At 55.8% G+C, this 26,931-nt stretch carries 28 protein-coding genes and 1 riboswitch; of the genes, 14 read left to right on the top strand and 14 right to left on the bottom strand.

What is annotated here, in order from left to right; translation table 11 throughout:
- The first annotated feature begins 10 nt into the window (after positions 1 to 10).
- Genes RMR16_RS05640 through RMR16_RS05625 form a run of 4 tightly spaced genes read left to right on the top strand, consistent with a single transcriptional unit; the run spans position 11 to position 4,654 of the window.
- Positions 11 to 1,021 (top strand): ABC transporter permease, encoded by a 1,011-nt coding sequence (locus RMR16_RS05640; protein WP_320199962.1) that lies wholly within the window; start codon positions 11 to 13, stop codon positions 1,019 to 1,021.
- Positions 1,018 to 1,866 (top strand): ABC transporter permease, encoded by an 849-nt coding sequence (locus tag RMR16_RS05635; protein ID WP_320199963.1) that lies wholly within the window; start codon positions 1,018 to 1,020, stop codon positions 1,864 to 1,866. Before RMR16_RS05640 ends, RMR16_RS05635 begins: the two co-directional genes overlap by 4 nt.
- Positions 1,845 to 3,575, top strand: coding sequence for an ABC transporter ATP-binding protein (locus RMR16_RS05630; RefSeq protein WP_320199964.1), 1,731 nt, complete (start codon positions 1,845 to 1,847; stop codon positions 3,573 to 3,575). The genes RMR16_RS05635 and RMR16_RS05630 overlap by 22 nt, the downstream gene beginning before the upstream one ends.
- Positions 3,572 to 4,654, top strand: a complete 1,083-nt coding sequence (locus RMR16_RS05625) for an LLM class flavin-dependent oxidoreductase (protein ID WP_320199965.1) — start codon at positions 3,572 to 3,574, stop codon at positions 4,652 to 4,654. The genes RMR16_RS05630 and RMR16_RS05625 overlap by 4 nt, the downstream gene beginning before the upstream one ends.
- 23 nt (positions 4,655 to 4,677) lie before the next feature.
- On the opposite strand, the gene RMR16_RS05620 is transcribed toward RMR16_RS05625, so the two are convergent.
- Positions 4,678 to 5,205, bottom strand: coding sequence for a ribonuclease H family protein (locus RMR16_RS05620; RefSeq protein WP_320199966.1), 528 nt, complete (start codon positions 5,203 to 5,205; stop codon positions 4,678 to 4,680).
- Between the two features lie 140 nt (positions 5,206 to 5,345).
- On the opposite strand from RMR16_RS05620, the gene RMR16_RS05615 reads away from it, so the two are divergent.
- From RMR16_RS05615 to fghA, 3 genes are read left to right on the top strand one after another with little or no spacing between them, the layout of a single operon-like run.
- Positions 5,346 to 5,792, top strand: a complete 447-nt coding sequence (locus RMR16_RS05615; protein ID WP_320199967.1) for a YaiI/YqxD family protein — start codon at positions 5,346 to 5,348, stop codon at positions 5,790 to 5,792.
- 21 nt (positions 5,793 to 5,813) lie between these two features.
- Positions 5,814 to 6,476 (top strand): DUF1345 domain-containing protein, encoded by a 663-nt coding sequence (locus tag RMR16_RS05610; RefSeq protein WP_320199968.1) that lies wholly within the window; start codon positions 5,814 to 5,816, stop codon positions 6,474 to 6,476.
- Between the two features lie 29 nt (positions 6,477 to 6,505).
- Positions 6,506 to 7,339: an S-formylglutathione hydrolase gene (gene fghA / locus RMR16_RS05605; RefSeq protein ID WP_320199969.1), complete on the top strand. Its 834-nt coding sequence runs from the start codon at positions 6,506 to 6,508 to the stop codon at positions 7,337 to 7,339.
- 9 nt (positions 7,340 to 7,348) lie between these two features.
- On the opposite strand, the gene RMR16_RS05600 is transcribed toward fghA, so the two are convergent.
- The 6 genes from RMR16_RS05600 to crcB form a co-directional block, all read right to left on the bottom strand.
- Positions 7,349 to 8,659, bottom strand: coding sequence for an alpha/beta hydrolase family protein (locus RMR16_RS05600; protein ID WP_320199970.1), 1,311 nt, complete (start codon positions 8,657 to 8,659; stop codon positions 7,349 to 7,351).
- 54 nt (positions 8,660 to 8,713) lie between these two features.
- Positions 8,714 to 9,205 (bottom strand): hypothetical protein, encoded by a 492-nt coding sequence (locus RMR16_RS05595; protein WP_320199971.1) that lies wholly within the window; start codon positions 9,203 to 9,205, stop codon positions 8,714 to 8,716.
- A gap of 71 nt (positions 9,206 to 9,276) precedes the next feature.
- Complete coding sequence (locus RMR16_RS05590) at positions 9,277 to 10,074, bottom strand: ATP12 family chaperone protein (protein WP_320199972.1); 798 nt, start codon at positions 10,072 to 10,074, stop codon at positions 9,277 to 9,279.
- 12 nt (positions 10,075 to 10,086) lie between these two features.
- Positions 10,087 to 10,743 (bottom strand): HAD-IA family hydrolase, encoded by a 657-nt coding sequence (locus RMR16_RS05585; RefSeq protein ID WP_320199973.1) that lies wholly within the window; start codon positions 10,741 to 10,743, stop codon positions 10,087 to 10,089.
- Positions 10,740 to 11,732, bottom strand: coding sequence for an RluA family pseudouridine synthase (locus RMR16_RS05580; RefSeq protein WP_320199974.1), 993 nt, complete (start codon positions 11,730 to 11,732; stop codon positions 10,740 to 10,742). Before RMR16_RS05580 ends, RMR16_RS05585 begins: the two co-directional genes overlap by 4 nt.
- Before the next feature lie 63 nt (positions 11,733 to 11,795).
- Positions 11,796 to 12,173, bottom strand: coding sequence for a fluoride efflux transporter CrcB (gene crcB / locus RMR16_RS05575; RefSeq protein WP_320199975.1), 378 nt, complete (start codon positions 12,171 to 12,173; stop codon positions 11,796 to 11,798).
- Between the two features lie 203 nt (positions 12,174 to 12,376).
- On the opposite strand from crcB, the gene RMR16_RS05570 reads away from it, so the two are divergent.
- Positions 12,377 to 12,664: a hypothetical protein gene (locus RMR16_RS05570; RefSeq protein WP_320199976.1), complete on the top strand. Its 288-nt coding sequence runs from the start codon at positions 12,377 to 12,379 to the stop codon at positions 12,662 to 12,664.
- 60 nt (positions 12,665 to 12,724) lie between these two features.
- On the opposite strand, the gene RMR16_RS05565 is transcribed toward RMR16_RS05570, so the two are convergent.
- Both RMR16_RS05565 and RMR16_RS05560 read right to left on the bottom strand, forming a co-directional pair.
- A complete protein-coding gene (locus tag RMR16_RS05565; RefSeq protein WP_320199977.1) occupies positions 12,725 to 13,711 on the bottom strand; it encodes a copper chaperone PCu(A)C in 987 nt (328 codons plus the stop codon).
- Between the two features lie 86 nt (positions 13,712 to 13,797).
- Positions 13,798 to 14,205, bottom strand: a complete 408-nt coding sequence (locus tag RMR16_RS05560; RefSeq protein WP_320199978.1) for a hypothetical protein — start codon at positions 14,203 to 14,205, stop codon at positions 13,798 to 13,800.
- A gap of 130 nt (positions 14,206 to 14,335) precedes the next feature.
- Here RMR16_RS05560 and RMR16_RS05555 point away from each other — a divergent pair, with 130 nt between their 5' ends.
- The 4 genes from RMR16_RS05555 (at position 14,336) to gcvP (ending at position 19,257) form a co-directional block, all read left to right on the top strand.
- A complete protein-coding gene (locus RMR16_RS05555; RefSeq protein ID WP_320200114.1) occupies positions 14,336 to 14,521 on the top strand; it encodes a DUF3008 family protein in 186 nt (61 codons plus the stop codon).
- 115 nt (positions 14,522 to 14,636) lie between these two features.
- Positions 14,637 to 14,724, top strand: a riboswitch (glycine riboswitch).
- Between the two features lie 150 nt (positions 14,725 to 14,874).
- A complete protein-coding gene (gene gcvT, locus RMR16_RS05550) occupies positions 14,875 to 16,014 on the top strand; it encodes a glycine cleavage system aminomethyltransferase GcvT (protein ID WP_320199979.1) in 1,140 nt (379 codons plus the stop codon).
- 16 nt (positions 16,015 to 16,030) lie between these two features.
- Positions 16,031 to 16,393, top strand: a complete 363-nt coding sequence (gene gcvH, locus RMR16_RS05545) for a glycine cleavage system protein GcvH (protein WP_320199980.1) — start codon at positions 16,031 to 16,033, stop codon at positions 16,391 to 16,393.
- Entirely contained in the window at positions 16,393 to 19,257 is a 2,865-nt protein-coding gene (gcvP, locus tag RMR16_RS05540; RefSeq protein WP_320199981.1) for an aminomethyl-transferring glycine dehydrogenase, read from the top strand. The genes gcvH and gcvP overlap by 1 nt, the downstream gene beginning before the upstream one ends.
- 70 nt (positions 19,258 to 19,327) lie before the next feature.
- Here gcvP and RMR16_RS05535 read toward each other — a convergent pair whose 3' ends face one another.
- Complete coding sequence (locus RMR16_RS05535) at positions 19,328 to 19,831, bottom strand: hypothetical protein (RefSeq protein WP_320199982.1); 504 nt, start codon at positions 19,829 to 19,831, stop codon at positions 19,328 to 19,330.
- 141 nt (positions 19,832 to 19,972) lie between these two features.
- On the opposite strand from RMR16_RS05535, the gene RMR16_RS05530 reads away from it, so the two are divergent.
- Positions 19,973 to 21,241, top strand: a complete 1,269-nt coding sequence (locus RMR16_RS05530; RefSeq protein WP_320199983.1) for an MFS transporter — start codon at positions 19,973 to 19,975, stop codon at positions 21,239 to 21,241.
- Positions 21,242 to 21,639: 398 nt separating this feature from the next.
- Here RMR16_RS05530 and RMR16_RS05525 read toward each other — a convergent pair whose 3' ends face one another.
- Entirely contained in the window at positions 21,640 to 21,822 is a 183-nt protein-coding gene (locus RMR16_RS05525; protein WP_320200124.1) for a hypothetical protein, read from the bottom strand.
- Between RMR16_RS05525 and RMR16_RS05520 the strand changes: the two genes are divergently transcribed.
- Positions 21,743 to 23,557: a methyl-accepting chemotaxis protein gene (locus tag RMR16_RS05520; RefSeq protein WP_432354413.1), complete on the top strand. Its 1,815-nt coding sequence runs from the start codon at positions 21,743 to 21,745 to the stop codon at positions 23,555 to 23,557. The genes RMR16_RS05525 and RMR16_RS05520 overlap by 80 nt on opposite strands.
- Before the next feature lie 211 nt (positions 23,558 to 23,768).
- On the opposite strand, the gene RMR16_RS05515 is transcribed toward RMR16_RS05520, so the two are convergent.
- From RMR16_RS05515 to RMR16_RS05505, 3 genes are all read right to left on the bottom strand, one after another.
- The gene (locus RMR16_RS05515; RefSeq protein ID WP_320199984.1) at positions 23,769 to 24,581 is read right to left on the bottom strand and encodes a ferredoxin--NADP reductase; all 813 of its coding nucleotides are present in this window, start codon (positions 24,579 to 24,581) and stop codon (positions 23,769 to 23,771) included.
- Positions 24,582 to 24,738: 157 nt separating this feature from the next.
- A complete protein-coding gene (locus RMR16_RS05510; RefSeq protein WP_320199985.1) occupies positions 24,739 to 25,245 on the bottom strand; it encodes a DUF934 domain-containing protein in 507 nt (168 codons plus the stop codon).
- A gap of 11 nt (positions 25,246 to 25,256) precedes the next feature.
- Positions 25,257 to 26,927: a nitrite/sulfite reductase gene (locus RMR16_RS05505; protein WP_320199986.1), complete on the bottom strand. Its 1,671-nt coding sequence runs from the start codon at positions 26,925 to 26,927 to the stop codon at positions 25,257 to 25,259.
- Positions 26,928 to 26,931: the final 4 nt, after the last annotated feature.

The following is a 26,931-nucleotide window of genomic DNA, read 5'->3' as shown; positions in this document are numbered from 1 at the left end:
AGGTGCCGGCATGAGCAATGCCTACTTGACCTACGCCGCCAAGCGCCTTGTTCAGGCCGTCATCGTCATAGTTCTGGCTTACGTGCTGACCTTTGTTGTCGTCAGCATTTTGCCGGGTGATCCGATCAGCAACGTTCTGAATAATCCTCAGAACGGGTTCACCGAAACCGAGATCAAGGAGATCATCGCAGCGCAGGGTCTGGACCGACCTGTTCTGGTCCAACTTGTCGATTCGTTCACCGGTTTCGTGACGGGTGATCTGGGGTTGTCAATGCGTTCCAGCAGACCCGTGGTGACCCTGATTGCTGAAGTGCTTCCATCAACGCTGATTTTGGCGTCGACAGGCCTCGGTGTTGCGCTTCTGTTGGCCATTGTGGTGGCTTACGGTACGCAGTTCGTGCCGGTACGCTACGGCCAAAATCTGCTGCGGGACTTTCCATCACTCTTTCTGTCAGTGCCAAATTTCGTGATCGGCCTCGTGCTGATCAACGTCTTTGGTTTTCAACTCGGCGTCTTCCGCGTTATCCAACCAGACAGTTTCTGGGCCACTTTTTTTGCCGCGGTTGCCTTGGGTATTCCGATCTCCGCCCAGATTGCGGAGGTGCTCATTGCGAACCTCGATAGCGAAGCGAGGCAGGAATATGCGACAGTCGCGCGTGGACGTGGTCTGGGGCAAGCCCGCCTTTTCGCCAAGCACCTGCTCAAGCCATCGGCTCTTCCGGTTGTTACCGTTATCGCGCTGACTGTCGGTGAGCTGCTCGGTGGCTCGCTCATTACCGAAACGGTGTTTGGTCGCACAGGGATTGGCAGTCTCGTGCAGCGTTCGGTCAGCACTCAGGATTTGCCTGTCCTACAGGCAGTCGTTTCGCTGGCGGCAGTGGTGTTCGTACTCGTCAACCTGATTGCAGACCTTCTTTACCCACTGCTCGACCCGCGCGTTAAACTTATCGGTGGTGCGAAATCCCGCACGACAACCGCTGACGACGGCCCGGCTGATATTTCCCCTGAGGCAGCATCGTGACCCTTGCATCCTTTTCCTCCCCTTCCCGCGTCACAGCAACTCGTCAGTTGGCAGCCTTTCGTATGCCCTTGACCGTGGCTCTTGCATTCGCAGTTGTCGCGCTTGTGCTGGCGTGGTCGCTGGTGCCGGGTCTGTTCACAGGCCATAGCCCGGTCAATGGTGTTCCGGCCCACAAACTGTTAGCCCCAAGCGCAGAATATTGGTTCGGCACGGACCATCTGGGCCGCGATCTCTACACCCGTGTCGTCTACGGAACGGCCTCCTCCGTGTCGAGCGCGCTGATTGCGGTCGTTATCGGTGTCGTTGCGGGCGGCGTCATTGGTCTTCTGGCTGGTTTTCTCGGTGGCTGGGTGGACATTGTCCTTGCCCGTCTGGTGGACGTGCTGCTTGCCATCCCGAAATTCCTGTTGGCCGTCATCGTCGTCACCGCCATTGGCTTTGACACCACCAATGCCGCCATCGCCACCGGTGTTTCGGCCGTGGCAGTGTTCGCCCGGGTCATGCGTTCAGAGGTCATCAAAACCCGGCTGGCAACATTCGTCGAGGCTTCCTTCCTGCTGGGCGGCACGCGATGGCACATTCTTTGGCGGCATGTGCTGCCAAACGCATCGCGCTCTGTACTGCCGCTTGCCGTGCTGCACTTCGGAGATTCCATCCTTGTCATCGCCAGCCTTGCCTTCCTCGGCTACGGCGATCCGCCACCGGCATCGGATTGGGGCCTGCTGATATCAATCGGCAAGGATTACCCAAAATGGCCGTGGCTCGTATACGCGCCCGCTTTCGTCACGATTGCAACCGTCCTCTCTGTCAACAGGATCAGCCGATGGCTACGCAAAACAGACTGACCGCAACGTCCCTCCGCATCGCAACCCAACATCAGGCGGCTCCATCGCCATTGCTTCGGGTAGAAGGCCTGTCTGTGTGCTATGGTCCGCAACAGGTCGTCAGCGACGTTGGTTTCGAACTTGGGCACGGTAAAAGTCTGGCCCTCATCGGAGAGTCAGGTTCCGGCAAATCGACCATTGCACGTGCCTTGCTGCGGCTTCTGCCTGGCGCCGGGCGAGCCGCCGGCCACGTCGAATTCGATGATCAGGACGTGCTTGGCCTTTCGGAGCGTCGTTTCCGGCCATTGCGCGGACGCGCCCTCGGGTTTGTTCCGCAAGATCCCGGCAACTCGCTCAATCCGGTTCGCACAATCGGAAGTCAGGCGCAGGAAGCAGCAGCGTTGCTGGATGAGCCAAACAAAGCAATTCGTACAGCGCTTATTCTGGATACATTCGCTCAGGTCGGGTTAGACAATCCGCAGCGTGTCTATGATTCCTATCCGCACCAGCTTTCCGGCGGCATGTTGCAGCGTGTGTTGATCGGCCTTGCGGTTCTCCCGCGGCCAAAACTGCTTGTGGCGGACGAACCGACATCCGCGCTCGATGTGACGATCCAGAAGCGTATTCTGGATCTGTTGTCGCGTTTGCAAAGCGATCTGAACATCAGCCTCCTGCTCATTACCCACGATCTTGCGATCGCCGCTGAGCGGGCAGACACGCTAATCGTCCTCAAGGATGGTATTATTCAGGAGGCTGGACATACGGCGGCAGTCTTTGCCTCGCCCACCTCGGCATATGCCCGAAAACTGCACGCCGATGTCCCTGCCCTCAACCCTGATCGCTATGCCGCATTGCGAGACCCCGGATTTCGCCTCCTGAATGCCAATTCTGGCAGGGCACCGAAAATCGAAGTCGATGGAGTGACGAAGACCTTCGTTGTCGATGGCAAGGTTTTAACCGCCGTCAACGACGTCTCCTTCAGCGTTCCGGCGGGCACCACACACGCTCTGGTCGGCGAATCGGGTTCAGGCAAGACAACGACGATCCGTTTGCTGCTCGGTTTGGATGAACCGGATACCGGCACTATTTCTGTCGCTGGTGAGACGCTGAACGGTCGCTCGCAGGAATCGCTGCGTGCAGCGTGGCGACACCTGCAACTCGTCTATCAAAACCCCTTCACATCGCTAGACCCGACATGGAAGGTCGAGCAACTGGTTCGTGAACCCCTCGACCGTTTCAAGATCGGCACCCGCGAGGAAAGGGCTGAACGCGTTCGTGAAGCTTTGGTCAATGTCGGACTTGGCGACCATCTGCTATCGCGCAAACCGGAAGCCTTGTCTGGCGGGCAGCGGCAGCGTGTGGCCATTGCACGGGCTCTGGTCCTCAAGCCAGACGTGATCGTGCTGGATGAGCCTACGTCCGCGCTCGACGTCAGTGTTCAGGCTGATATCATCGAGGTGTTGCTATCGCTACAGACTAAACTTGGCCTGACCTATGTGTTCGTTTCGCATGATCTGGCACTCGTGCGCCAACTCGCCCACACCGTCTCGGTCATGCAGCGCGGCCGCATCGTTGAGCATGGGACCGTCAGCGACATATTCGACAATCCGAAGGCCCCCTATACCAGATCGCTGCTGGATTCGATTCCGTCCGGCATCGCTGGCGGTATTCCGGAAGTTGAACCGCAGCCGCAACCACAGCGCATTTTCAGGAAAGAGTTGACCGCATGACCATTGCTGCTACCGGCGCCACCCTGCCCGCATTGTTTCGCCCCAAAAAGCGGTTGGGTTTTAACACCCGCGTCTCCTTCAATGACAATACGGGACCAGCACAGGGTCTGCGCGAAGGTATAGAACTATACAAGACGGCAGAGCGACTGGGCTTTCAATCCGGCTGGGCCTATCAGCGCCACTTTGACCACTATCTTTCCTCGCCCCTTCCCTTCTTCGCGGCCACTGGCCAGCATACGCAGCACATCACTCTTGGCTCGGCAGTCATTCCGATGCGCTATCAGGATCCGATCCTTCTTGCGGAAGCAGCCGGGACGACGGATTTGCTGATAGACGGACGGTTGGAGCTGGCGATTTCCACGGGCGCCAATGGTGCCTTCGATGCTGTTTTCGGTGCGGTGGATACAGATGCGCGAACCGAGGCTAAGCGCCGTCAGGCCCGTTTTCTGGCAGCGATTTCCGGTGAAGTCCTCCATACCGTCGAAGGGTCCGGTCCAGGTGCCCCAGCGGGAGCCGAACTGCGGGTCACGCCGCACAGCCCAACCTTGCGCTCCAGAATTCGGCAAGGTTCCGCCAGCATCAGCTCCGCAATACAGGCCGCCGAGCTGGGCATAGGTTTGATCGCTGGAACGGTGCAGCACGACCACGAGAAAGGCGAAAGTTTCGGTGCGTATCAGGCCCGCATCATAGAGGCTTACCGCAGCACATGGCGCAAGACATGGAACACTGAACCGCCATCTGTCGCCGTGGCCGCCTCTATTCTGGTCGGCACCACCGCAGAGCTGCGGGAAAAATACGCAGCCTACGATCTGGAACGGCGCACTTTGGGCATCGCCGCATCCCGGCCCAAGGGGGCTTTGGCGCCCGCCAAACAACCCGTCGGCGCTCAGATTTCACCGGTCTTTCAAGGGACGCCCGATCAGGTGGTTGAGGCCGTGTTCAACGATCCCGGTCTTGCCGCCGCGGACGAAATCGTCCTCTTCCTTCCACCTGCCTTCGATCTGTCCGAAAATGTGCGGCTGCTGACAGATCTGTCCGAGACCGTGGCTCCGGGCTTTGGCTGGTCGCGCACCTGGTAAAAAATTCAGGATGGCACCTGCGCTTACGATCGTTGTTGCGGCCTCACTCTTGCCATCGTCGCCAGTCGGTCCGCTTGTTCATTGTAGATGTTTCCAACATGCCCCTTGCACCAAACAACCTGAATCAGCGGATGACTGGATAATTCCCGATCAATCGTCTGCCAAAGCTCTTGATCGGCTATCCGTCGCTTTCTGTTTTTGGGATTAGGATCGATCTTTCGCCATCCATTGGTTCTCCAGATTGCAATCCACGTTTCACAGGCTTCCACGACATAAGCAGAATCCGTCCAGATCGTCGCATCATTGTGACCATGCGACCCACACCATCTCAGTGCGTGCAGAAATGCCAAAGCCTCTGCGGCATTGTTGGATTTTGTGATGGCTTGCCCCCACTCCGAGGCCAGCTCTTGTGTTCCGTCCGTGACGACGAATGCCCAACCGGAAAGATTACGCTCCGGATCGAATGAGGCATCCGTGAATATCTGAAAGCGGAATTGATCAGGGTCGATCGGGTGACTTTCAAGATCATAACACGCCCTGATATTTTCCAATGACCGTATCCCTATCCAATAAATTCCGCCACTCACGCCGCATCTGTCACTTGTGTGCGGCAGAGTTAGAGTAGCGACAAGGCTTCAGTTTTATCGTATGTCACTGAGCAAACAACGTCCTACCATCTCAAGAAGAGCTGATGCCGCAGATTTATGTTGATGCCGATGCCTGTCCGGTGAAGCCGGAGATTTTGAAAGTGGCCGAACGGCACGGGCTGGAGGTGACATTCGTTGCCAATTCCGGTTTGCGGCCATCGCGTGATCCCATGGTCAAAAACGTCATCGTCTCAAGTTCCTTCGACGCCGCAGATGACTGGATTGCGGAACATGCGGACGAGGACGATATCGTTATCACCGCCGATGTTCCGCTGGCGGGCCGTTGTGTTGGCAAAGGTGCGCTTGTTACCGGACCGACCGGCCGTGTCTTTGATAAAAGCAATATCGGCATGGCGACTGCTATGCGTGATCTCGGTGCCCATTTGCGTGAGACAGGCGAAAGCAAGGGTTACAATGCCGCGTTTTCGCCGCGGGATCGTTCTCAATTTCTGGAAACACTTGACCGGTTTTGCCGTCGTGTCAAAAAATAGATCTGTGCGGAGAGTGTCGCCATGAAACCAACCACGCAGCCGGTCAGTCTTTACAGCAGGCATCGCCCGTTCCTGATTGCAGCCGTGTTTGGCGTTCTGGTCCTTGTCGGGGCGCTTCTCGTTGCACCGGCCTTGGCAATCGAAGGCGCGGCAATCGTGTTCTTTCTCACTTATTTGCTGATTATCGGCTTTCGCCTTTCCCGCCTGACGGCCCCGCATTTGAAAGCGCACGCCGATAGCGACGATCTTCCCGCCATGGCTATTATCGCCGTGACGCTGCTCGCAGTTGGCGTTTCTGTCGTCTCGCTGTTTCTGGCGCTGAACCACACGACAGCTGAAACCAAGTGGTCGCTTATGCTGGCCTTCTCATCCGTCATCTTGGGCTGGCTGACGATCCACACCATGGCTGCGATGCATTACGCGCATTTGTTCTGGCGTCCGGCCACTGTCAGCGGCAAAAAACAACGGCGCGGCGGAATGGATTTTCCAAATACATCAGAACCCGGAATTTATGAATTTCTCTATTTTTCCGTGGTCATCGGCATGACAGCCCAGACATCTGACGTCGCCGTGACAACGACATCCATGCGCAAGGCGGTGCTTTTGCACTCCGTCGTATCGTTCTTTTTCAACACCGTGCTTGTCGCAGCGGCTGTGAATGCAGCCGTATCGCTGGCGGGCTGATCCCCACTGCATAATACGAGGAATACCCCATGAAAATCATCTCCCAGAACACCGCCTTTGGCGGCATGCAGGGCGTTTTCGCCCATGATTCAGACGTCAACAATTGCGAGATGACCTTTGCAGTTTACGTACCACCGAAGGCGATCCATGAGCCCTGCCCGGTCGTCTGGTATCTGTCCGGTCTGACCTGCACCCATGCCAACGTGATGGACAAAGGCGAATATCGCCGCATGGCGTCGGAGCTTGGGCTGATTGTCGTCTGCCCGGATACCAGCCCACGCGGCAATGACGTGCCGGATGAGCTCACCAACTGGCAGATGGGCAAGGGTGCTGGCTTTTATCTGAACGCCACCGAGGAACCTTGGTCTGAGCATTTTCAGATGTACAGCTACATCACAGAGGAACTCCCTGCCCTGGTGGCGGAACAGTTCCGCGTGGATATGAGCCGTCAGGGTATTTTCGGGCACTCCATGGGCGGCCACGGCGCGATGACGATTGCGCTGAAAAACCCGGATCGTTTCAAGAGCTGCTCCGCATTCGCACCTATCGTCGCGCCCTCCTCCGCTGACTGGTCTGAGCCAGCCCTTGAAAAATATCTGGGTACGGACAAAGCCGCTTGGCGTCAGTACGATGCGTGTTCGCTGGTTGAAGACGGCGCACGCTTCCCTGAATTCCTGATCGATCAAGGCAAAGCAGACAATTTCCTCGAAAAAGGTCTGCGTCCGTGGCTTTTCGAAGAAGCGATCAAGGGAACGGATATCGGGCTCACGCTGCGTATGCATGAGCGCTACGACCATTCTTACTTCTTCATCTCGACCTTTATGGACGATCATTTGAAGTGGCACGCGGAGCGACTTGGCTAATCCGCTTTATCAATCCGGCTTGCGGTGTTCCAACCGCAAGCCTTTGGCTGTGCGATTGGCGAAGCCTTCCCAATAGGTGTGTTCCGGCTTGATGCTGCCATCCTTATTGGCCGCCCAGACGGCTTGGTCGGAATCTTCGACAAGGCTGAGATAGCGGGCTTTGTCCTGATCGTTTTTCAGCTTGAGATCAAACCACGCCGTGGCGAAGTGCTGGGCGATGTTGTTCATCCGAACCGTGTCCCACACGGGATCGGCATAATGCTCGAACGGCGCAAAGCCGAGTTCTTCGCTTCTTTTCCAGCTTTCCACCGGCGCAGGCATAGGCGCTGCGGCATTGTGGTTGGCATCTGCGAAAGTCAACAGATACCTGTCAACCGGCATCTTGCCTTCAAACAGCGGGCGAATTCCTTTGGCGTAATCGGACACATCATCCGCACTGCCTGCCATGAAAAAGATTGGCACCTTTATTTCTGAAAGACCTTTTTCATCCCACATTCCCCGCTGCATGCCCCATGGTGCAATGGAAATGATGGCTTTCAAACGGGGATCGAAAAGGTCAGCATGTTCCTTCGTGCCAGCCTGATGAATGGCAAGTGTCCTTGCTGCCGCACTCCAGTCAGCAGAGACTGCCTTTTCGGATACGCCCGCGCCGGCGGTCACAACCGCGCCGTAACCGCCCATGGAATAACCGATCAATCCGGTGCGCGAGACATCGACAATATCCGATAGGAAGTTGTCTTTCTCCGCCGTTAACTTCGTGATTTCCTGCAAGGCGAAATGCTGGTCGAGTGGGCGGTTGACCAATGTGCTGCCGAATGCTGCCCGGTCATTATAGGTGCTATCGGTGTGATCGATGGATGCAACGACATATCCCTTGCTTGCCAGATTTTCCGCAAGTGGACTTAGGAGATAACGGTTTCCGGGATAGCCATGCGAGATGATGATGAGCGGGAATTTCTCGCCATTTTCTTTGTGGGACTCGACGTCTCTTTTGGCGCGCCCGGCAATGGAAACCTCGGTCTTTCCGTCGCGCAGGAAAACGCTGTAGTTTCCGCCGTCATTGGCATCTTTCGCCGGATACCAGACCTCCAGAACAAGGGGGCGATCATAGCGCGGCAAATCCTTGCCAGCCTCAATCTTCACGACATCAATTTGTCCGGGGTTGGTGGCGGTGAGCGTTCGCACGCCGACTGGGTAAGCTCCATAGGTTGCCAGTGCAGGGGCATCGGGCCGAATGCGGTCTATGCGGTTTTCATCGGCAGACACGCTAAAAGGCATAAAAACAGATATCGCCAAACCAACGGCGCCAATAAATTTCATCATTTGCTCCTGCGGACATGAAATCACACTCTATCCAAAGGAGATGACGGTGAATTAAAACCGGCCCGGAAACAAGGCGGTTGTGACAGCGGAGGGGCGGTTTAGGCTGAACTCACTGATCACACGCTCCGCTACGCCATAGGCCAGTTCCTGTTCTATGGAGGACTTGTCGATGCCGATAATGGTGGCGGTGAATTTGGCTTCGGCAATCACCTCTCCCGTTTGCACGGCGGCAGCGCGCACGATAACGCGGGCCGATGCGCGCTCACCGAACATGAAAGACCCCTTGGTGACGGAGACGAGGCGAATGGTCAGCACAACACGGGGCCGCGTTTCATCGCGCATCGTGGACTTGATGGCGTTCGACACACGGTAGTGGATCGATTGCATGATGTCGGCGGAAATATCGGGCCTTGCAGCCACAAAAGCCCCACGAACATCGTAAAGCAGCCTTTCTCCGCCGCTCGCTTCAGGCTCCAGCCTGAAAGACATGAGCGCAAGAGACGCCAGCAAAATCATGCCGAGGCGCTTCAGCGAGTGGTGCATAATGGACGCTTTCCCTAACGTCAGGTCATGCGTCCATATTCATCAATTACGGTTAGAAAACCGTTAAAGCATCAGGCCAGTTTTGCCCTTGCGGCGGCAAGCACGTCACCTGCGGCGCGCATTTCCACAAGCCGGGCGGCGCGTCTTATCTGCGCGTCTTCGTCTTCACCCCACTGCTCTGCTGTCCAGTCCTCATCCAGATGCGCCAGTGTCCAGACGTCTTCCAGACTGCGTTCACCTTCAGCCAAGGCAAGCGCCAGAATGGCAGAACCGGTCAGCGTCGTCATGGTGTGCAGCGCGGCGAGTTCAATGGCTGTGTCGTATTTGCGCAAGGTTACGGCGAACGCGGCAATCGCTTCACGTGGCTGTTCTTGGTGCATGACACCTTCAACCAGAATGAAACGAGCGCCGAGTGAATTGCTGGCCCAATCGATAATCGGATCCCACTGGTCGGTCTGACGCCCCACCAGTGCCTGCGGCTCCCCTGCCCGGTAGCAAAGAAGATCGCTGGATGAGAAGCGCAGAATATCCTCAAAAACCGCCTGGCGATCTTGTGCAATGCCGTCGATGGCCGTGTTGACGTGGCGGGAGACCGGCATGATGGCAGGATTGACCACCTCGGTCTGCGCATCCCATTCATCCCGCAGCAAATCCGCTAAGGCGCGGGTCGGCACGGTCAATGGGCTTTTGGCGGGCGTTCGCATGGTCTTGCCATCCAGAAGAATGCTGAAGGCACCCTCTTCCGTCTCACCGACCGTCACATCCTTGAAGAAACGCTTTGGAAGCGGCTTCTGCATCTGGATTTGCGAACGACGGATAGGATCGGGATGGCTCAGACCTTCGGAAAGGTCGTTCAAAAGGTCACGCATGATACGTCCTCATCAGCCCGGAATGTGACCGGGAATTTCACTTGGATGGTTGACGATGGCATCTGCACCCGCCTTCCAAAGATCATCCACGGAAGCATAGCCCCAAGCAACGCCGACGGCTTTTGCGCCTGCCGCCTTGGCCATCTGCATATCGTAAATGGCATCACCAATAACAATAGTGTCGGCGGGAACCATGCCCGTTTCGTGGCAGCATTCCGTCACCATGGCGGGATGCGGCTTGGAGGGGCAATCGTCTGCCGTGCGCGACACGATGAAATGCGGGCGGAAACCGTGTGTGTCCATAATCAGATTAAGACCGCGACGGGATTTTCCCGTGACCGCGCCCATCAACAGTTCTTCGCGGGTGGCGAGCTGGTCGACCATCGCCCGAATACCGTCGAACAATGGCTCCTGAAATCCAGCCTCCGCACGCGTTTCCGTAAAAATGGATTTGTAATGCGCGGTCATCGCAAGTGCTTCATCGTCCACGTGCGGTTTTCCCTGCATGTGGGCGATGGCGATATCCAGTGTCAGGCCAATGATCGATTTGGTTAACGCGATGTCCGGGCGCGGATAACCAAAATGGACGAAGGTGCGCGCCATAACTTCATGAATGAGGCCAGCGCTATCCACCAGCGTGCCATCGCAATCAAAAAGAACCAGTTTCATTCGTCGTCCCTGTCACCGTCAGTCACATCAAGACCGAGCAGGTTCCATGTCTGCACCATGTGCGGCGGCAAAGGTGCGGTCACGCGCAGGCGGCCACCGGATGGATGCGGAATATCGATCTTGCGGGCGTGCAGGTGCAAGCGCTTCTGAATACCGCCGGGGAAATCCCAGTTCGTGTCTTCGATGTAATATTTCGGATCGCCGATAATCGGATGCCCCATATGCAGGGCGTGAACGCGAAGCTGGTGCGTGCGGCCCGTGTAAGGCTCCATTTCCAGCCATGCCAGATTTTGCGCCGCCGTATCGATGACACGGTAATAGGAAACGGCGTGATCCGCGCCCTCCTCACCGTGCTTGGCGATGCGCATACGGTCGCCATCCGGCGTCTGCTCTTTGACCAGCCACGTGGAAATCTTGTCCTGATGCTTGCGCGGTACGCCCTTCACCAGCGACCAATAGGTCTTCTTGGTATCGCGTTCGCGGAACGCAGCCGTCAACTTCTGGGCAGCGCCGCGTGTGCGGGCAACGACGAGAACGCCTGAAGTATCACGGTCGATACGGTGAACGAGGCGCGGCTTTTCACCCTTGGAGCTTGTCCACGCTTCCAGCAGACCATCGATATGACGGTTGATGCCGGAGCCGCCCTGCACGGCAATGCCTGCGGGCTTGTTGAACACGAAGACCTTTTCATCTTCATGCAGCAACATGCGCTTCAAAAGATCGACGTCATCGGAGTTCTTGAGGTCGCTGGAGCTGATCGGCCCGCCTTTGACCTTCGCATCGACATCCAGCGGCGGCACGCGAACGGTCTGCCCCGCTTCCACGCGCGCATCGGTTTTCACCCGTCCACCATCAACACGAACCTGGCCCGAGCGCATCAGTTTCTGAAGTGGTCCAAAGCCGAGGCCGGGATAGTGAATTTTGAACCAGCGATCGAGGCGCATTCCGGCTTCTTCGGCTTCGACCTTGATGTGCTCGATACCTGCCATGATAATTCCAGTCTTTCTTTTCTGAAGGTCCGCATCGTCAGTGTGCGGTATTTTCCGTTGCCTTTAGAACAAAGCGCGGCCTAAGGCCAGCCCGGCGAAGATCGCAGCGAAAGAAACGACCAGGCTGCCCATAAGATAAAGCAACGAAAGGCCGATATCTCCGCGCTCAAACAGCACCACCGCGTCCAGCGTGAACGACGACCATGTGGTGAAGCCGCCAAGAATGCCGGTCACGACGAAGACACGCATTTCCGCAGAGGCATCAAACCGCCGGGCAATGATCTCCACCAGAAGGCCAATCAGAAACGCACCCACCACATTGACCGTAAATGTGCCCCAAGGGAAGTTGGGACCAGCAAGCCGCACGCCCCATATGCCCACCAGATAACGCGCAACCGAACCGATTGCGCCGCCTATGGCAACGAGCGCGATGTTGAGCATGGGATTCTCCGGTTGATGTAAAACAGGCACCGGTTACTCTCTACGACAAAGCGACGACAAACGAAATTCCCGAAGCTGTTGTGTGCTTTAAAAAAGTCGTTTTTCACTCGTTAAAATTTTACATAAATACAACTACTGGATTTAATCGCGAATAAATTCACCAGTGATAATTTGGATCAATTCGGGATTAGGAGGGTGATCGCATGGTGCAAGTATTAACGGTTTCGGCGACCACCGCTGGTTATGTGGCAGACAGCATCAAGTCTACACAGCGCGCCTCCCGAAAAACAGAGATCGAACAGGCCGCGCGCGAACTCGCTCACAAGACCGGGCAAAGCGAAGACGCCCAAATACGGGCAATGGCGACCGTTGTGAAACAACCCGCGCTGTCGCTTCATTTTCTGACGGCGGGGCAGCATAAAAACCCGCAAGCCACGCTGGAAGAAGCCATAGAGGCCTATGAGGAAAACAAGGGCCAGGCAGAGGTCTAGGTGTTTTTATCGCATTCGAAAGCTGCCGGGTTGAGATATCTCCCCGGCAGCTTTTTTTAATCAGTTATGCTGATGTTTATCTTTGCCGCCCTGTGCCGATCCAACATCCAGAACAACGTCTACCTTACCGGCCTTTTCGAAGGTCAGGGTCACTGGCACTTTGTCTCCCTCGGCAAAAGGCTTGCTGACGTTGAAGAACATGAAGTGCAAGCCGCCCGGCGTCAATTCAACGGTCTTGCCCGCAGGAATGGCGATACCGTCATTCAGCTTGCGCATTTTCATCACGTCATTGACCATGCCCATTTCGTGAATTTCCGACCGGCCAGCCAGCGGGGATTCCACGGAAACCAACCGATCATCAGCTGAGCCGTCATTCTTGATCGTGACAAAACCGCCACCGACGGGCTGGCCGGGCAACATGGCTTTCGTCACAGCGCCGGAGACTTCGAGATTTCCGACCTTCACAACGTCAGCAGCGTGACCCGCCATCGCGTGATCATGGCCATGCCCCTCGCCCTGCGCCTGCTTTGCGACGATCTGAATGGTAGGAGCCGGGTTTTCCAGCGAATGCGGGTCTTGTCCCTTTTCGGCAATCTCATTCCAGTTGACCGTGCCCTTGTCTGCACAAAGCTGGATGACTTTGAAAGGAAGATTTACGCCTGCCTCTACGCCCGAGATTGTGCCCTGCACATTGAAGGTGTCGTAAAAATCATCCGCCAGATTGCCACCCTTCCAGCGAATTTCCACCGGACCGCTTTTCACGTCCTTGCCGTGGTTTTTGTAGGTCTTCTGATAATCACCCTTGATGATTTCCAGTTCCCAACCCGCTTTTGGCTGTGGCTTGGCGGAAATGAAGCCCTCCGGCAGCTTGATCTGCACTTCAGTCGTCGCAAGCCCACCTTCACAGCCATGCGGCACCTGAAGCGCTGCAACGATGGAGCTGTCCTGCTCCGCCGTCTTGTTGACGAAGGTGGCATGGGCGAATGCCGGAACGGTCGAAACAGAAGCGAGCAGAGCGGCGCAGGCTGCAACTTTGTAGATATTCATCTTTTGATCCTCTCGACTGCGGCACATCGGCATCGACAGTCTTTTTCAAGCCGCTCACGCGGCAGTCAATATTTGCGAGATTAAGATCAAACAGGAATGGGCGGTGCGCGCGCCTTGGGCTGCTGGCCATTGTCCGCATGGCTTAAGCCCAAAACCAATGTCGGGCGGTTATCAAGCCAGACGAAATCCGCTCTCAGCCACGAATTAACATCGGGCGTGGGAATGAGAATTGAGGAGGCCAGAAGGCAGGCTTCGCAGAACAGCGTCGAAGTGCCGGAGTGATCCGACTTGCCCTTTCCATGCACGATTTGCGGATTTGCATGGGTCTCGCAAATTTCTGCAAAAGTGCCATCGGGAAGGCGATAGGCTTCATCAAACGCCGCCGAGGGTGCCGCAATAGCGGCAACCGGCCGGTGGGCGAAGCCAAGCGACAGCATCAACGTGGCGCAAAAGATGCGCAACAATCGTGCAGAAAGTGTTTGCCGCCTATTCATGAAAACCTTCATGACACGAAGCGATATCCCGCTTTTTGCTGTAAATCAAAGTGCATTTTCGATGGTGCGGAACCCTTGCGCCCGAAGACACGTTTTCCCGCAAGCGAAAACGAATGAAGTGGATGTTCCAATGCCAGCGAAATCCAAAGCTCAACAGAAAGCCGCCGGCGCAGCACTTGCTGCTAAACGCGGCGATATGCCAAAATCCCGTTTACAAGGTGCTTCAAAAACTATGGCTAAGTCCATGACTGAAAAGGAACTTGAAGACCTCGCATCGACCAAACATGCGAAGCTGCCTGAGAAAAAAGATGGCTGAGTTTGCGATCATGCGCCGCTATTGCGCAAACGTAGGATGACGCAGGATGAACAAAAAACTGTTCAGCTGCGTCATTTGGTCCTTGCCAAGAAACAGGCTAAGAAGATAATGAGCTTCCATCCCGCTGGGAGAAGCCGCTTCAGTGCGGTGCCGAAGGAGCAACCGCCCCGGAAACTCTCAGGCAAAAGGACCAGCGGATAGGACGGAACTCTGGAGAGAAGCCCCCTGCAAAGGATGGCTCGCCGAAGGGATAACAATCTCAGGCGACAAGGACAGAGGGGGCTCTTGAACCCGGCACTCGCAGAGTGTCAAGACATGAGCACGCGCGAAATCGCGTAACCCTGGAGGCGTCCTTGGCAGATTCAGCCGCGCTACAAGTCACACCGCTTCATTTTCTTCACGTCTCTCTTGGTGCCCGTATGGTGCCGTTTGCTGGATACGACATGCCGGTGCAGTACCCTGCGGGCGTGCTGAAAGAGCACTTGCACACGCGTTCTTCTGCTGGCCTGTTTGACGTTTCCCACATGGGACAGGTCATTGTGAAGGCGAAATCCGGCAAGGTCGAAGATGCGGCACTTGCGCTGGAAAAGCTGGTGCCCGTCGATATTCTGGCCTTGAAGCCCGGTCGCCAGCGTTACGGTTTCTTCACCGACGACAATGGCACTATTCTTGACGATCTGATGATTACCAATCTGGGCGATCACCTTTTCGTCGTCGTCAATGCGTCCTGCAAGGATGCTGACGTGGCGCACATGAAGGCACACCTGTCCGATACCTGCGATATCACGTTACTGGATGACCGCGCGCTGATCGCCCTGCAAGGCCCACGCGCCGAAGCTGTTCTGGCTGAACTCTGGGCTGGCGTTTCCGGCATGAAATTCATGGACGTGCGCGAAATTCCGCTGCACGACGTGCCGTGTATCGTGTCCCGCTCCGGTTACTCCGGTGAAGACGGTTTTGAAATCTCCGTGCCTGCGGACAAGGCAGAATTCGTTGCAAAGGCACTTCTGGAGCACCCGGATTGTGAACCGATTGGTCTTGGCGCGCGCGACAGCCTGCGTCTTGAAGCGGGCCTCTGCCTTTACGGCAACGACATCGACACCACGACATCGCCTATCGAGGCCTCGCTTGAGTGGGCAATACAGAAGGCCCGCCGTTTGGGTGGAGACCGCGAAGGCGGCTTCCCGGGTGCCGAGCGCATTCTGGGCGAGCTGGCAAACGGAACCACGCGTCGCCGCGTCGGCCTGAAGCCGGAAGGCAAGGCACCCGTGCGCGGCCATGCGAAGCTTTTTGCGGATGCCGAAGGCAAGACCGAAATCGGCGAAGTGACCTCTGGTGGTTTCGGCCCGAATGTCGAAGGCCCGATCGCCATGGGTTATGTGCCGAAAGACTACGCAACACCCGGCACGGCGATTTTTGCTGAGGTGCGCGGCAAGTATCTGCCCGTTGCCGTTGCTGCCCTGCCCTTTATCACTCCCACCTACAAACGCTAATTTTCCGGAGAAACCCATGCTGAAGTTTACTGAAGAACACGAGTGGCTGAAGATTGAAGGCGATGTTGCCACGGTTGGCATTACCAGCCACGCTGCTGAGCAGCTCGGTGATCTGGTGTTTGTAGAATTGCCGGACGTCGGTGCATCCTTCTCCAAGAACGGCGATGCCGCGACTGTTGAGAGCGTTAAGGCAGCATCCGACGTTTATTGTCCACTGGACGGCGAAGTGGTGGAAATCAATCAGGCCATCGTTGATGACCCTTCCCTGGTCAACTCCGATCCCCAGGGTGCCGGCTGGTTCTTCAAGCTCAAGCTGTCCAACACATCGGACGCCGATGCGCTGTTGGATGAAGCGGCTTACAAGGAGCTGATCGCGTAATGACGACGCCCACGGAATTTCATTTCACCGACTATCAGCCCTACGATTTTGCCAATCGTCGGCATATCGGCCCCTCGCCGTCTGAAATGACGGACATGCTGAAAGTCATCGGTTACAAAACCCTCGACGCATTGATCGACGCCACCGTGCCGTCCTCCATCCGCCAGAAAGAGCCGCTGGCTTGGGGCGATGCGCTGACGGAACGCGAAGCGCTGGACCGCCTGCGCGAGACCGCCAACAAGAACAAGGTTCTGACCTCGCTGATCGGTCAGGGTTACTATGGCACCATCACGCCGCCAGTCATTCAGCGCAACATTCTGGAAAATCCGGCTTGGTACACGGCCTATACGCCTTACCAGCCTGAGATTTCCCAAGGCCGTCTTGAAGCGCTGTTGAACTTCCAGACGATGATTTCTGACCTGACCGGCCTCGATGTTGCCAACGCATCGCTTCTGGATGAGGCAACGGCGGCTGCCGAAGCCATGGCCATGTGCCAGCGCGTGGCGAAGTCAAAAGCAACCGCGTTTTTCGTGGATGCCAACTGCCATCCACAGACGATTGCACTGATCGAAACCCGCGCCGAGCCGCTTGGCTGGAAGGTCATCGTCGGCAATCCGTTTACCGATCTCGATCCGGTCGACGTCTTTGGCGCAATCTTCCAATATCCCGGCACACATGGTCATCTCAGCGATTTCTCGGGCCTGATTGCCCGCCTGCACCAAACCGGCGCCATCGCCGCTGTCGCGACCGATCTTCTGGCGCTGACGCTGTTGAAATCTCCCGGTGAAATGGGCGCGGATATCGCCATCGGCTCATCCCAGCGTTTCGGCGTGCCGGTTGGTTACGGCGGTCCACATGCGGCTTTTATGGCTGTCAAGGACGCGCATAAGCGCTCCATGCCCGGCCGTCTTGTCGGTGTATCGGTCGATGCACGCGGCAACCGCGCTTATCGCCTGTCCCTCCAGACCCGCGAACAGCATATCCGCCGTGAGAAGGCCACGTCCAACATCTGCACCGCGCAGGTTCTGTTGGCCGTTATGGCATCCATGTACGGCGTGTTCCACGGCCCACAGGGTATCAAGGCCATTGCCCAGCAGACCCACCAGAAGGCCGTTCTAATGGCCAAGGGGCTGGAAAAGCTCGGCTACACCATCGAGCCCGAAACCTTCTTCGACACGATCACTGTCGACGTGGGCCACATGCAGGCGCTTATCTTGCGTGCCGCTGTCGCGGAAGGCGTCAATCTTCGCAAGGTCGGCACCACCAAGATCGGCATGAGCCTAGATGAGCGCGCTCGTCCTGCAACGCTGGAATCTGTCTGGCGCGCATTCGGCGGCAATTTCTCCATCTCGGATTTCGAGCCGGATTACCGTCTGCCGAAAGACTTGCTGCGGACCAGCCAGTACATGACGCATCCGATCTTCCACATGAACCGCGCCGAAAGCGAGATGACCCGTTACATCCGTCGTCTTTCGGACCGTGATCTGGCGCTCGACCGCTCCATGATCCCGCTCGGTTCCTGCACCATGAAGCTGAATGCGACAGCCGAAATGCTGCCGATCACATGGCCTGAGTTCTCGGATATTCACCCCTTCGTGCCAGCCGATCAGGCTCTTGGTTACAAGGAGATGATCGACGATCTATCGAACAAGCTTTGCCAGGTTACCGGCTATGACGCCTTTTCCATGCAGCCGAATTCCGGTGCGCAGGGCGAATATGCAGGCTTGCTGACCATCCGCAATTACCATCTGGCGCGTGGCGATGAACACCGCGACGTTTGCCTCATCCCGACCTCCGCGCACGGCACCAACCCTGCCTCGGCGCAGATGGTTGGCATGCGGGTGGTTCCGGTGAAGGTGAGAGAAAACGGCGATATCGATATCGACGATTTCCGTGCAAAAGCAGAGCAGTATGCGGATAACCTCGCGTGCTGCATGATCACTTACCCGTCCACCCACGGCGTGTTTGAAGAGACGGTTCGCGAGATTTGCGATATCACGCATGAGCATGGCGGGCAGGTCTATCTGGACGGTGCGAACATGAACGCCATGGTCGGTCTTTCCCGCCCCGGTGATATCGGTTCGGACGTCTCGCACCTCAACCTGCACAAGACCTTCTGCATTCCGCATGGCGGCGGTGGTCCCGGCATGGGTCCGATTGGCGTCAAGGCGCATCTTGCACCTTACCTGCCGGGTCATCCGGGCAGTGATGGACGTCCGGGTGCCGTGTCTGCGGCTCCGTTCGGTTCGCCATCCATCCTGCCGATCTCCTGGAGCTACTGCTTGATGATGGGCGGTGAAGGGCTGACGCAGGCGACCAAGGTTGCGATCCTCAACGCCAACTACATCGCAGCGCGACTGAAGGGCGCTTACGACGTGCTCTACAAGTCCGAAGCTGGACGTGTAGCGCATGAGTGCATTATCGACACCCGCCCGCTGAACGAAAGCTGCGGCGTGACGGTGGACGATGTGGCAAAGCGCCTGATCGACTGCGGTTTCCACGCACCAACCATGAGCTGGCCGGTTGCCGGTACATTGATGGTCGAGCCGACGGAATCCGAAACCAAGGCGGAAATCGACCGTTTCTGCGATGCTCTTCTGGCCATCCGCGAGGAAGCCCGCGACATCGAGGAAGGCCGTGCGGACAAGCTCAACAACCCGTTGAAGAACGCACCGCACACGGTGGAAGACCTCGTTGGTGAATGGGACCGCCCTTATTCCCGCGAAAAAGGCTGCTTCCCGCCCGGTGCTTTCCGCATTGACAAATACTGGTCGCCGGTCAACCGCATCGACAACGTCTATGGCGACCGGAATCTGATCTGCACCTGCCCACCCATGAGCGAGTATCAGGAAGCAGCGGAGTAAAGGTTTGATCTTTTAAACATGAAGGCCCGGAGCGATCCGGGCCTTTTTTATAGTGGTAAAGATGTAGACCTTAGCGGGTTAGCTGGATGTCGCTTGTCACAACATTCCTGCCGCCTGCCCCATCCCGGTCCGTCGTTTGCAAACGAAGCCCGTTGTTTCCAACCTTGCTGATCGTCATTGCCGCAACTCGATCGCCATTAATCTCGCGGTTCCAGCGCACAGTCAGATTGATGGAGTTACCGTTGCGACTACCACTCAGTGCAGATGGACGGCCGGATGGGCCGACATAGTTCCCGCCGTAGCGATTGCCATTGGCTGTGAGGTCAGCAGAAATGGCGCGCCTCACCACGACAAATCCCCGGCAAGTTCCATTCATGCTCAGCGACGGACCAGACGCCGTGGACTGAAATGTACAGTTAACGTTTATCGGTTTGGCACCGATGCGGGTCACGACCGTGCCTGACCCCTTCCAACTTCCGCCGAGGGTGGAGAGGAACTGACTCTCGTTCGCGTGGGTTTGCGATGCCATGAGGGCTGTTACTACTGCGATGATTGCGGTTCGTTTGTGCGTCATGCGCTCGGTCCTTTTAATGTACAGTCCGAACGCCCCGCTCCGCCTATTGTTCCTTCGTGCTGATTGTTGTGTCCCAAAAGCAACCAAAGCGCAGTCAGATCGTTTCTCGCCAGCTTCGCATCGCGCCCTGGAGAGCAGTGGATGACAACGATAACAACGCCTATGAATGCAAGCGGTCACTCTCTTGGCAGGTCGCCGCAAACCGGCATCTCGGACCGCTCCCTTTTTGCACTGGCCGTCTTGAACTTTTTCCTCGCTGACGCGCGTGACGGGTTGGGTCCGTTTCTGGATGCATTTCTTGCCACCAATGGCTGGTCATCCATGCAGCTTGGTATTATCGCGACTGTGGGTGGTCTTATCGGCCTTGCGGCAACGCCCCTGTGCGGCGCGCTGGTTGATGGCACGACCTGGAAACGAACACTGATCGCCGTGCCTGTCGTCCTGGTCACTATCGGTGCGCTGATCACATTGCTGTTTGCCAATGAGGTTGTCGTCTGGACAGGGCAGATCATGACTGCCGTTGTCGGCGCCGTTGTGGGACCGGCACTTGCAGGTCTGACGCTCGGTCTCGTTGGTGAAAAGCTTTTCTCTCACCAGATTTCACGCAATGAATTCTGGAACCACGGCGGCAATTTCGTTTCGCTGTTTGCGACTTACGTTGCCGTGTCCGCATTCGGCATTTCGGGCATCATCGGGCTTATGATTGTGACGGCGATTGGTGCGCTTGCGGCCGTCGCCGCGATTGATCCGAAACGGATTGACCACAAGGTGGCGCGTGGGTTGGCGACCGATGAAGGGGAGCCGGGACCATCCGGTTTCAAGGTTCTTCTGAAAGAACGAGGCCTGATATTCCTGTCCATCATCCTGCTGATCTTTCATTTCGGAAACGCGCCGATGGGTCGCCTCATAGCGCAGGATTTCGCCATTGAACTCAACACGCCGTTTCGCACCACGGCCATCATCACCGGCATTGCGCAATTTGCGATGATATTCGTCGCGGCCATCGCGCCCTGGCTTATTCGTCGTTTCGGGCTATCAGCAGTATTTCTGATTGCTCTTATCGCGTTGCCGATCCGCGGCTTGTTAGCGGCATCATTTGACAGCTTCTGGGTCGTCTATCCCGTTCAGCTTTTGGATGGTGTCGGTGCCGGATTGCTCGGTATCGCCACGCCGGTTGCGGTGGAGCGAATTTTGAAAGGGACGGGCCGCTTCAACGTTGGTCTAGCGGGTGTGATGACCATTCAGGGCATCGGCGCGTCGCTCAGCAATGGCGTGGCCGGTTGGCTGACCACGATAGGCGGCTATGCGCTGTCCCATCTCGTTGGTGGCGCCATTGCGGCAATTGCAATCATCACATTCCTCGTCTTTAGAAACGATATCGTTCCGAAAGAGGAGATCGAAGAAGCCTGAAACAAAAGGAGGCCGATATGGCCTCCTTCATCTTATTCGATCAGATTTTGTCATCCGACAAATGCGCGGTCAGTGACGAACTCCGCAGGTTCGGCGCTGCTTTCTCAACCAGGTCGAAACCGTATTTCAGCTCCGCAATTTCATCTGCCTGCTTGCCCATGAGCGAATATCGAGACGCAGTGGCGTAATAATTCTAAATAATGCCTCAGATATATTTATGAAATTAAGTTCAGTTACACGACAAAAAATAATCTTTAATTCAGCTTAGGCTTTACATAAATGTAGAATTCAAATTAAAATCAAATACAGTATAAATTATTACATTTTTCCACCGATTAAAATCAATCAATATTATAATTTGAGTTTCTCAAAATATTCTAAATTAGATTTACACTAAATTACCACCAGATGTTATTAACCAATAATAAAACATGCTCGCATAATTGATCATTCACAGAAATAAATAATCGTTCAATTTGTAGCCCTGTGGAATGCATCAAAATGTCCATTCGCTTTAAGCTCATTTCCAGCATAACAATGCTGTCAGCAACCATTTTTGCAATAGCTATAACCGCATTCATGAATATATCAGCGGTTTCTCAACGCACTCACTCTCTGGTCGTTGACCGTATCGGTCCAATGGCCCAGCTCAAAATTGTCGCCGATATGTATGCCGTCAATATTGTCGATACGGCCCACAAGATCAGAAGCGGGCAATTGACGTGGGAGGATGGCACCACCAGCATTTCCAACGCACGCTCTACGATTGAAAAAGAGTGGAACGCTTATGAGTCGACATTCATGACTGCGACCGAAAAAGACCTTGCGGCAAAATTCGATCGGCAACGTTCCCAGTCGACTCCGGCGTTGGATGATCTTTCGCAGATCATCGTCAAACATGACCAGCAGGCGCTTGATTCATTCGTGAACAAAAAGCTTTATTCCACGATCGATCCTCTTTCCACGCCTATCAACGATCTCATCAATCTCCAGATTGACGTGGCAAACTCCGAATATGCGGAAACAATCAAAGAAAAAGCCTCCATATTCTTCTGGATGTCCTGCCTCGGCATTTTGGCCATTGCCGTGGTCGCATTCTCCGTTGCTGTGATTATTGGTGGTGTTTCGCGGCCGTTGTCGGCCCTCGAAAACGTCATGCACCGCATAGCGTCTGGTGATTTGGCTGTGAAACTGTTCGGAGAAAACAGAACCGACGAAATCGGCAAGATGATCCGTGCCGTTGCGGTGTTTCAGAAGGCTGCCATTGCAAATCGCCAGCTCGAGGCAGATGCAGCAAAGGCCAGAACGCAGGCCGAAGAAGAACGCGTACGGCTGACGGCAGAAGCAGAGGCCGCAGCTCAACTGAGGCTGGACGCCGCGACGGCTGGCTTGGCAACCGGCCTGCAAAGACTGGCAGCTGGAGATCTGGCTTTCCAAATCCAGGAACCCTTCTCTGCCGACTTCGAATCCCTTCGTCACAACCTGAATAGTGCAGCGAGCCAGTTGAACAGCACGATGCTTCAAATCAAGCAGGCCTCCCTGTGCATCGAAAGCGGCAGTGTCGAGATCAGCCAAGGCTCTGACGATCTTTCCAAGCGCACGGAACAACAGGCTGCATCCCTGGAAGAAACAGCGGCTGCGCTGGAGCAGATTACGGCGAATGTCGTGAACTCCGCTCAGCGCACGAACGAGGCCAGAAAACTGACGGCAGATGCAAACGAAAATGCCAAGCAGTCGGGTCAGGTCGTCGCAAATGCTGTTGAAGCCATGCAGCGGATCGAACAATCCTCTGCCCAGATTTCCAACATCATCGGCGTTATTGATGAGATTGCATTCCAAACCAATCTCCTTGCATTGAACGCGGGTGTGGAAGCTGCCCGCGCAGGCGAAGCAGGTAAAGGCTTTGCTGTTGTGGCACAGGAAGTTCGTGAATTGGCGCAGCGATCCGCCCAGGCCGCCAAGGAAATCAAAGGTCTCATCCGCAATTCCGCAACTGAAGTGGAAAGCGGCGTGAAACTGGTTTCCCAAACGGGCATCGCGCTCAAGTCCATCGAAAGCATGATCGAGGAAATCAACCATCACGTTGACTCCATCGCGACGTCCTCACGCGAGCAGTCCACCGGCATGTCAGAAGTGAACGTCGCCGTGAACCAGATGGACCAGGTTACACAGCAAAACGCCGCCATGGTTGAAGAGACAAATGCTGCCAGCGCCACCTTGGCATCGGAAGCATCGCGCATGATGGCACTGGTGGGCCAATTTAAATTGGGTCAGAGAGAAAACCAGAACTACTCTTACCATAAGGCCGCCGCCTGAGTTTGGGCACCAAGCGACCAAACAAACGAAGCGCTGCGGGAAACCGCGGCGCTTTTTTCATTTTTGATGATGGTTTGAAGCGTCCTGTTTTTCGATAGGACAAGGTTCCACATCACAATGACAACCGAATGTTCCGAGACGTTCTGGCGTTGAATGAAGCCTGAATCAAAAAGGAGGCCAGAGGCCTCCGTCATTTCATTGTGTCGTTTTATTATCCGACAAATGCACGTTCGATGACGAACTCGGCGGGCTTGTTGTTTGAGCCCTCGTTCAGCGCTGCTTTCTCAAGCAGAACCTTTGTGTCCTTCAGCATGGCGGAGGAGCCGCAGATCATGCCGCGATCCACTGCCGGATCAAAGGCTGGAACGCCGAGGTCAGCGAACATTTTGCCGTTTTCGATCAGGTCCGTGATGCGGCCTTGGAACGGGTAGTCTTCACGGGTCACGGTGGCGTAATGCTTCAGCTTGTCGCCGACGAGTTCGCTGAGGAACTCGTGGTTCTTGATTTCCTCAACCAGATCGAAGCCGTATTTCAGCTCCGCAACATCGCGGCACGTGTGCGTAAGAATGACTTCCTCGAACTTCTCATAGGTTTCCGGATCACGGATGAGGCTTGCGAAAGGCGCAATGCCGGTGCCGGTGGAGAACATGTAAAGACGCTTGCCGGGGGTTAGCGCATCCAAAACCAGAGTGCCTGTGGGCTTCTTGCGCATCAACACCGTGTCGCCGGGCTTGATGGCCTGAAGATGAGAGGTCAGCGGGCCATCTGGAACCTTGATCGAGAAGAACTCAAGTTCCTCATCCCAAGCCGGGCTGGCGATGGAATAGGCGCGGTAAACCGGCTTTTCACCAACCATGAGGCCGATCATGGCGAATTCGCCAGAGCGGAAACGGAAGCCAGCAGGCCGTGTCATGCGAAAGCGGAACAGATGGTCGGTATAATGCTCAACAGAAAGCACCGTCTCGGCGTAGACGCCGTCCGGGATTTTTACCGCAAATTCTTCTGTTTTGGCTGGAGCGTTCATTCTCTATCCGTTCACGTTCAAATGATGTGCGACATTTTCAGGTGGTGCATTACACCATCCGACACCACTTTTGAAGGTGTCGGAATGTCATTGGAGCCATGCGCGTAGAAATATGTATCAAAAACTCATATTTCAGCGCGATAACTCAGTCGAGGCCTTAGCTCGCCACCCGGCGGCGCCAGCTATAGGCTTCTCCACCCGGTGCGGCCTTGGCCGTTGGCTGGTAATAGACGTCGATTCCCGGCAGGCGATTTTCCGAAAGACGACGGATAGCCGTTTCATTGGTCACGGCAAAGCTGGTAAAACCAGTGCGCAGCATCAGCGGCACCTGATCGATCAGCACATCACCCACGGCCCTCACCTCACCCTGAAAATTCAGTCGTGACCGCAAAAGCGACGCATGGCTGAAACCACGCCCGTCATTATAGGCCGGAAAGCTGATGGCGGCGAGCGCGAGGCGATCAATAAAAGGATGAAGCTTTTCCACATCATCCGCCGGCGTGATCAGAACGCCAAGGCCCACATCGTTGCTTTCTTGGGCGCGAGCGATGAAGGCGTCGAAAGGCAGGATCGTTTGCTGATCATCCTCAGCCTTGACCTCTTCCGTCTCAATCACCCACGGATCGTTTTCAACAAAACCGCTCTCGTTCCAGATTTTCGTCATCGTTCGGTTCCTTATGCGGCGGCAGCAGCGGCTGGATAGAGCGCTTCTTTGAAAGGCTGCTGCCCGACACGACGATACGCTTCGAGGAATGTCTCTTCTTTTGAAAGACGCAAACCGAGATAGGTATCGACGATGGTTTCCACCGCGTCCGTCACTTTTTCCGGCTCAAAACCGCGACCGATGATTTCACCGATGGACGAGTTCTCATCACCCGATCCGCCAAGCGTGATCTGGTAAAGCTCCGCACCCTTCTTTTCCACGCCCAGCAGGCCGATATGACCGACATGGTGGTGTCCGCAGGCATTGATGCAGCCGGAAATCTTGATTTTCAGCTCACCGATTTCTGCCTGACGTTCCGCAGAGCCAAAACGGGTGGAGATTTCCTGAGACAGTGGAATAGAGCGCGCATTGGCCAGCGCACAATAATCCAGCCCGGGACAGGCAATAATATCGGTAATCAGACCAGCGTTTGCCGTTGCAAGACCAGCACCGAGCAAAGCCCGATAAACCGGCTCGAGATCAGCCAGCGCCACATGTGGCAGAATGATATTCTGCTCATGGCTGATACGGATTTCATCCAGCGCGTAGTCTTCAGCGATATCGGCAACGAGATCCATCTGCTCGTCGGATGCATCGCCTGGTATACCGCCGATAGGCTTCAGTGAAATCGTCACCATGCCGTAATCAGGATTCTGGTGCGGCTGCACGTTCTGGTCCACCCAGCGGGCGAAATCCGCGTCGGCCTTCTTCCAGCGCGCAAGGCTTTCCCAGCCCTCCGGGCGCTGCTTCAAATCTGGCGATGCGAAATAGGACGTGATTGCGGCGATGTCGGCATCCGGCAGTTTTAATTCACCGTTTTTCAGGTTGGCGAATTCCGCTTCCACCTGACGCGTCAGTTCTTCCGCACCCGTTTCATGAACGAGAATCTTGATGCGCGCCTTGTACTTGTTGTCGCGACGGCCATGCAGATTATACACGCGCATGATGGCTGTCGTGTAGGACAGCAAATCCTCTTCCGGCAGGAAATCGTTGATCTTCTTGGCGATCATCGGCGTTCTGCCCTGCCCGCCGCCGACGTAAACCGCAAAGCCGATTTCGCCCTTTTCATTCTTCTTCAGATGCAAACCAATGTCGTGGACCTGAATTGCTGCGCGATCCTGCGCAGCACCCGTGACCGCAATCTTGAACTTGCGTGGCAGGAACGAGAACTCCGGGTGAACGGAAGACCACTGGCGCAGGATTTCCGCGTAGGGGCGCGGATCTGCAACTTCGTCAGCCGCAGCACCGGCAAAGTGGTCAGCCGTAACGTTGCGAATGCAATTGCCCGATGTTTGCAGGGCGTGCATTTCCACGCTGGCAAGTTCAGCCAGAATATCCGGCGTATCGGACAGACGAGGCCAGTTGTACTGAATGTTCTGGCGCGTAGTAAAGTGGCCGTAGCCGCGGTCGTATTTACGCGCAATATGCGCCAGCATCCGCATCTGCTTTGAATTCAGCGTGCCGTAAGGAATAGCGACGCGCAGCATGTACGCGTGCAATTGCAGATAGACGCCATTCATCAAACGCAATGGCTTAAAGGCATCTTCGGCCAGCTCGCCGGAAAGGCGTCGTTCCACCTGATCGCGGAACTGCTCCACGCGGCCGTGAACAAAAGCGTGGTCGAATTCGTCGTAGCGGTACATGGTA

The organism is Agrobacterium sp. rho-13.3 (assembly GCF_033957765.2).
In the GTDB taxonomy this organism is placed as follows: Bacteria; Pseudomonadota; Alphaproteobacteria; order Rhizobiales; family Rhizobiaceae; genus Agrobacterium.
The sequence above is the reverse complement of the archived record's forward strand: the minus strand, read 5'-3'. Positions and strand labels throughout refer to the sequence as shown.

Coding starts and splice junctions, on each gene's coding strand:
- RMR16_RS05640 (WP_320199962.1), top strand. CDS start 11: ATGAGCAATGCCTACTTGACCTACGCCGCCAAGCGCCTTGTTCAGGCC.
- RMR16_RS05630 (WP_320199964.1), top strand. CDS start 1,845: ATGGCTACGCAAAACAGACTGACCGCAACGTCCCTCCGCATCGCAACC.
- RMR16_RS05625 (WP_320199965.1), top strand. CDS start 3,572: ATGACCATTGCTGCTACCGGCGCCACCCTGCCCGCATTGTTTCGCCCC.
- RMR16_RS05615 (WP_320199967.1), top strand. CDS start 5,346: ATGCCGCAGATTTATGTTGATGCCGATGCCTGTCCGGTGAAGCCGGAG.
- RMR16_RS05610 (WP_320199968.1), top strand. CDS start 5,814: ATGAAACCAACCACGCAGCCGGTCAGTCTTTACAGCAGGCATCGCCCG.
- fghA (WP_320199969.1), top strand. CDS start 6,506: ATGAAAATCATCTCCCAGAACACCGCCTTTGGCGGCATGCAGGGCGTT.
- RMR16_RS05600 (WP_320199970.1), bottom strand. CDS start 8,659: ATGAAATTTATTGGCGCCGTTGGTTTGGCGATATCTGTTTTTATGCCT.
- RMR16_RS05595 (WP_320199971.1), bottom strand. CDS start 9,205: ATGCACCACTCGCTGAAGCGCCTCGGCATGATTTTGCTGGCGTCTCTT.
- RMR16_RS05590 (WP_320199972.1), bottom strand. CDS start 10,074: ATGCGTGACCTTTTGAACGACCTTTCCGAAGGTCTGAGCCATCCCGAT.
- RMR16_RS05585 (WP_320199973.1), bottom strand. CDS start 10,743: ATGAAACTGGTTCTTTTTGATTGCGATGGCACGCTGGTGGATAGCGCT.
- RMR16_RS05580 (WP_320199974.1), bottom strand. CDS start 11,732: ATGGCAGGTATCGAGCACATCAAGGTCGAAGCCGAAGAAGCCGGAATG.
- crcB (WP_320199975.1), bottom strand. CDS start 12,173: ATGCTCAACATCGCGCTCGTTGCCATAGGCGGCGCAATCGGTTCGGTT.
- RMR16_RS05570 (WP_320199976.1), top strand. CDS start 12,377: ATGGTGCAAGTATTAACGGTTTCGGCGACCACCGCTGGTTATGTGGCA.
- RMR16_RS05565 (WP_320199977.1), bottom strand. CDS start 13,711: ATGAATATCTACAAAGTTGCAGCCTGCGCCGCTCTGCTCGCTTCTGTT.
- RMR16_RS05560 (WP_320199978.1), bottom strand. CDS start 14,205: ATGAATAGGCGGCAAACACTTTCTGCACGATTGTTGCGCATCTTTTGC.
- RMR16_RS05555 (WP_320200114.1), top strand. CDS start 14,336: ATGCCAGCGAAATCCAAAGCTCAACAGAAAGCCGCCGGCGCAGCACTT.
- gcvH (WP_320199980.1), top strand. CDS start 16,031: ATGCTGAAGTTTACTGAAGAACACGAGTGGCTGAAGATTGAAGGCGAT.
- gcvP (WP_320199981.1), top strand. CDS start 16,393: ATGACGACGCCCACGGAATTTCATTTCACCGACTATCAGCCCTACGAT.
- RMR16_RS05535 (WP_320199982.1), bottom strand. CDS start 19,831: ATGACGCACAAACGAACCGCAATCATCGCAGTAGTAACAGCCCTCATG.
- RMR16_RS05530 (WP_320199983.1), top strand. CDS start 19,973: ATGACAACGATAACAACGCCTATGAATGCAAGCGGTCACTCTCTTGGC.
- RMR16_RS05520 (WP_432354413.1), top strand. CDS start 21,743: ATGTCCATTCGCTTTAAGCTCATTTCCAGCATAACAATGCTGTCAGCA.
- RMR16_RS05525 (WP_320200124.1), bottom strand. CDS start 21,822: ATGAATGCGGTTATAGCTATTGCAAAAATGGTTGCTGACAGCATTGTT.
- RMR16_RS05515 (WP_320199984.1), bottom strand. CDS start 24,581: ATGAACGCTCCAGCCAAAACAGAAGAATTTGCGGTAAAAATCCCGGAC.
- RMR16_RS05510 (WP_320199985.1), bottom strand. CDS start 25,245: ATGACGAAAATCTGGAACGAGAGCGGTTTTGTTGAAAACGATCCGTGG.
- RMR16_RS05505 (WP_320199986.1), bottom strand. CDS start 26,927: ATGTACCGCTACGACGAATTCGACCACGCTTTTGTTCACGGCCGCGTG.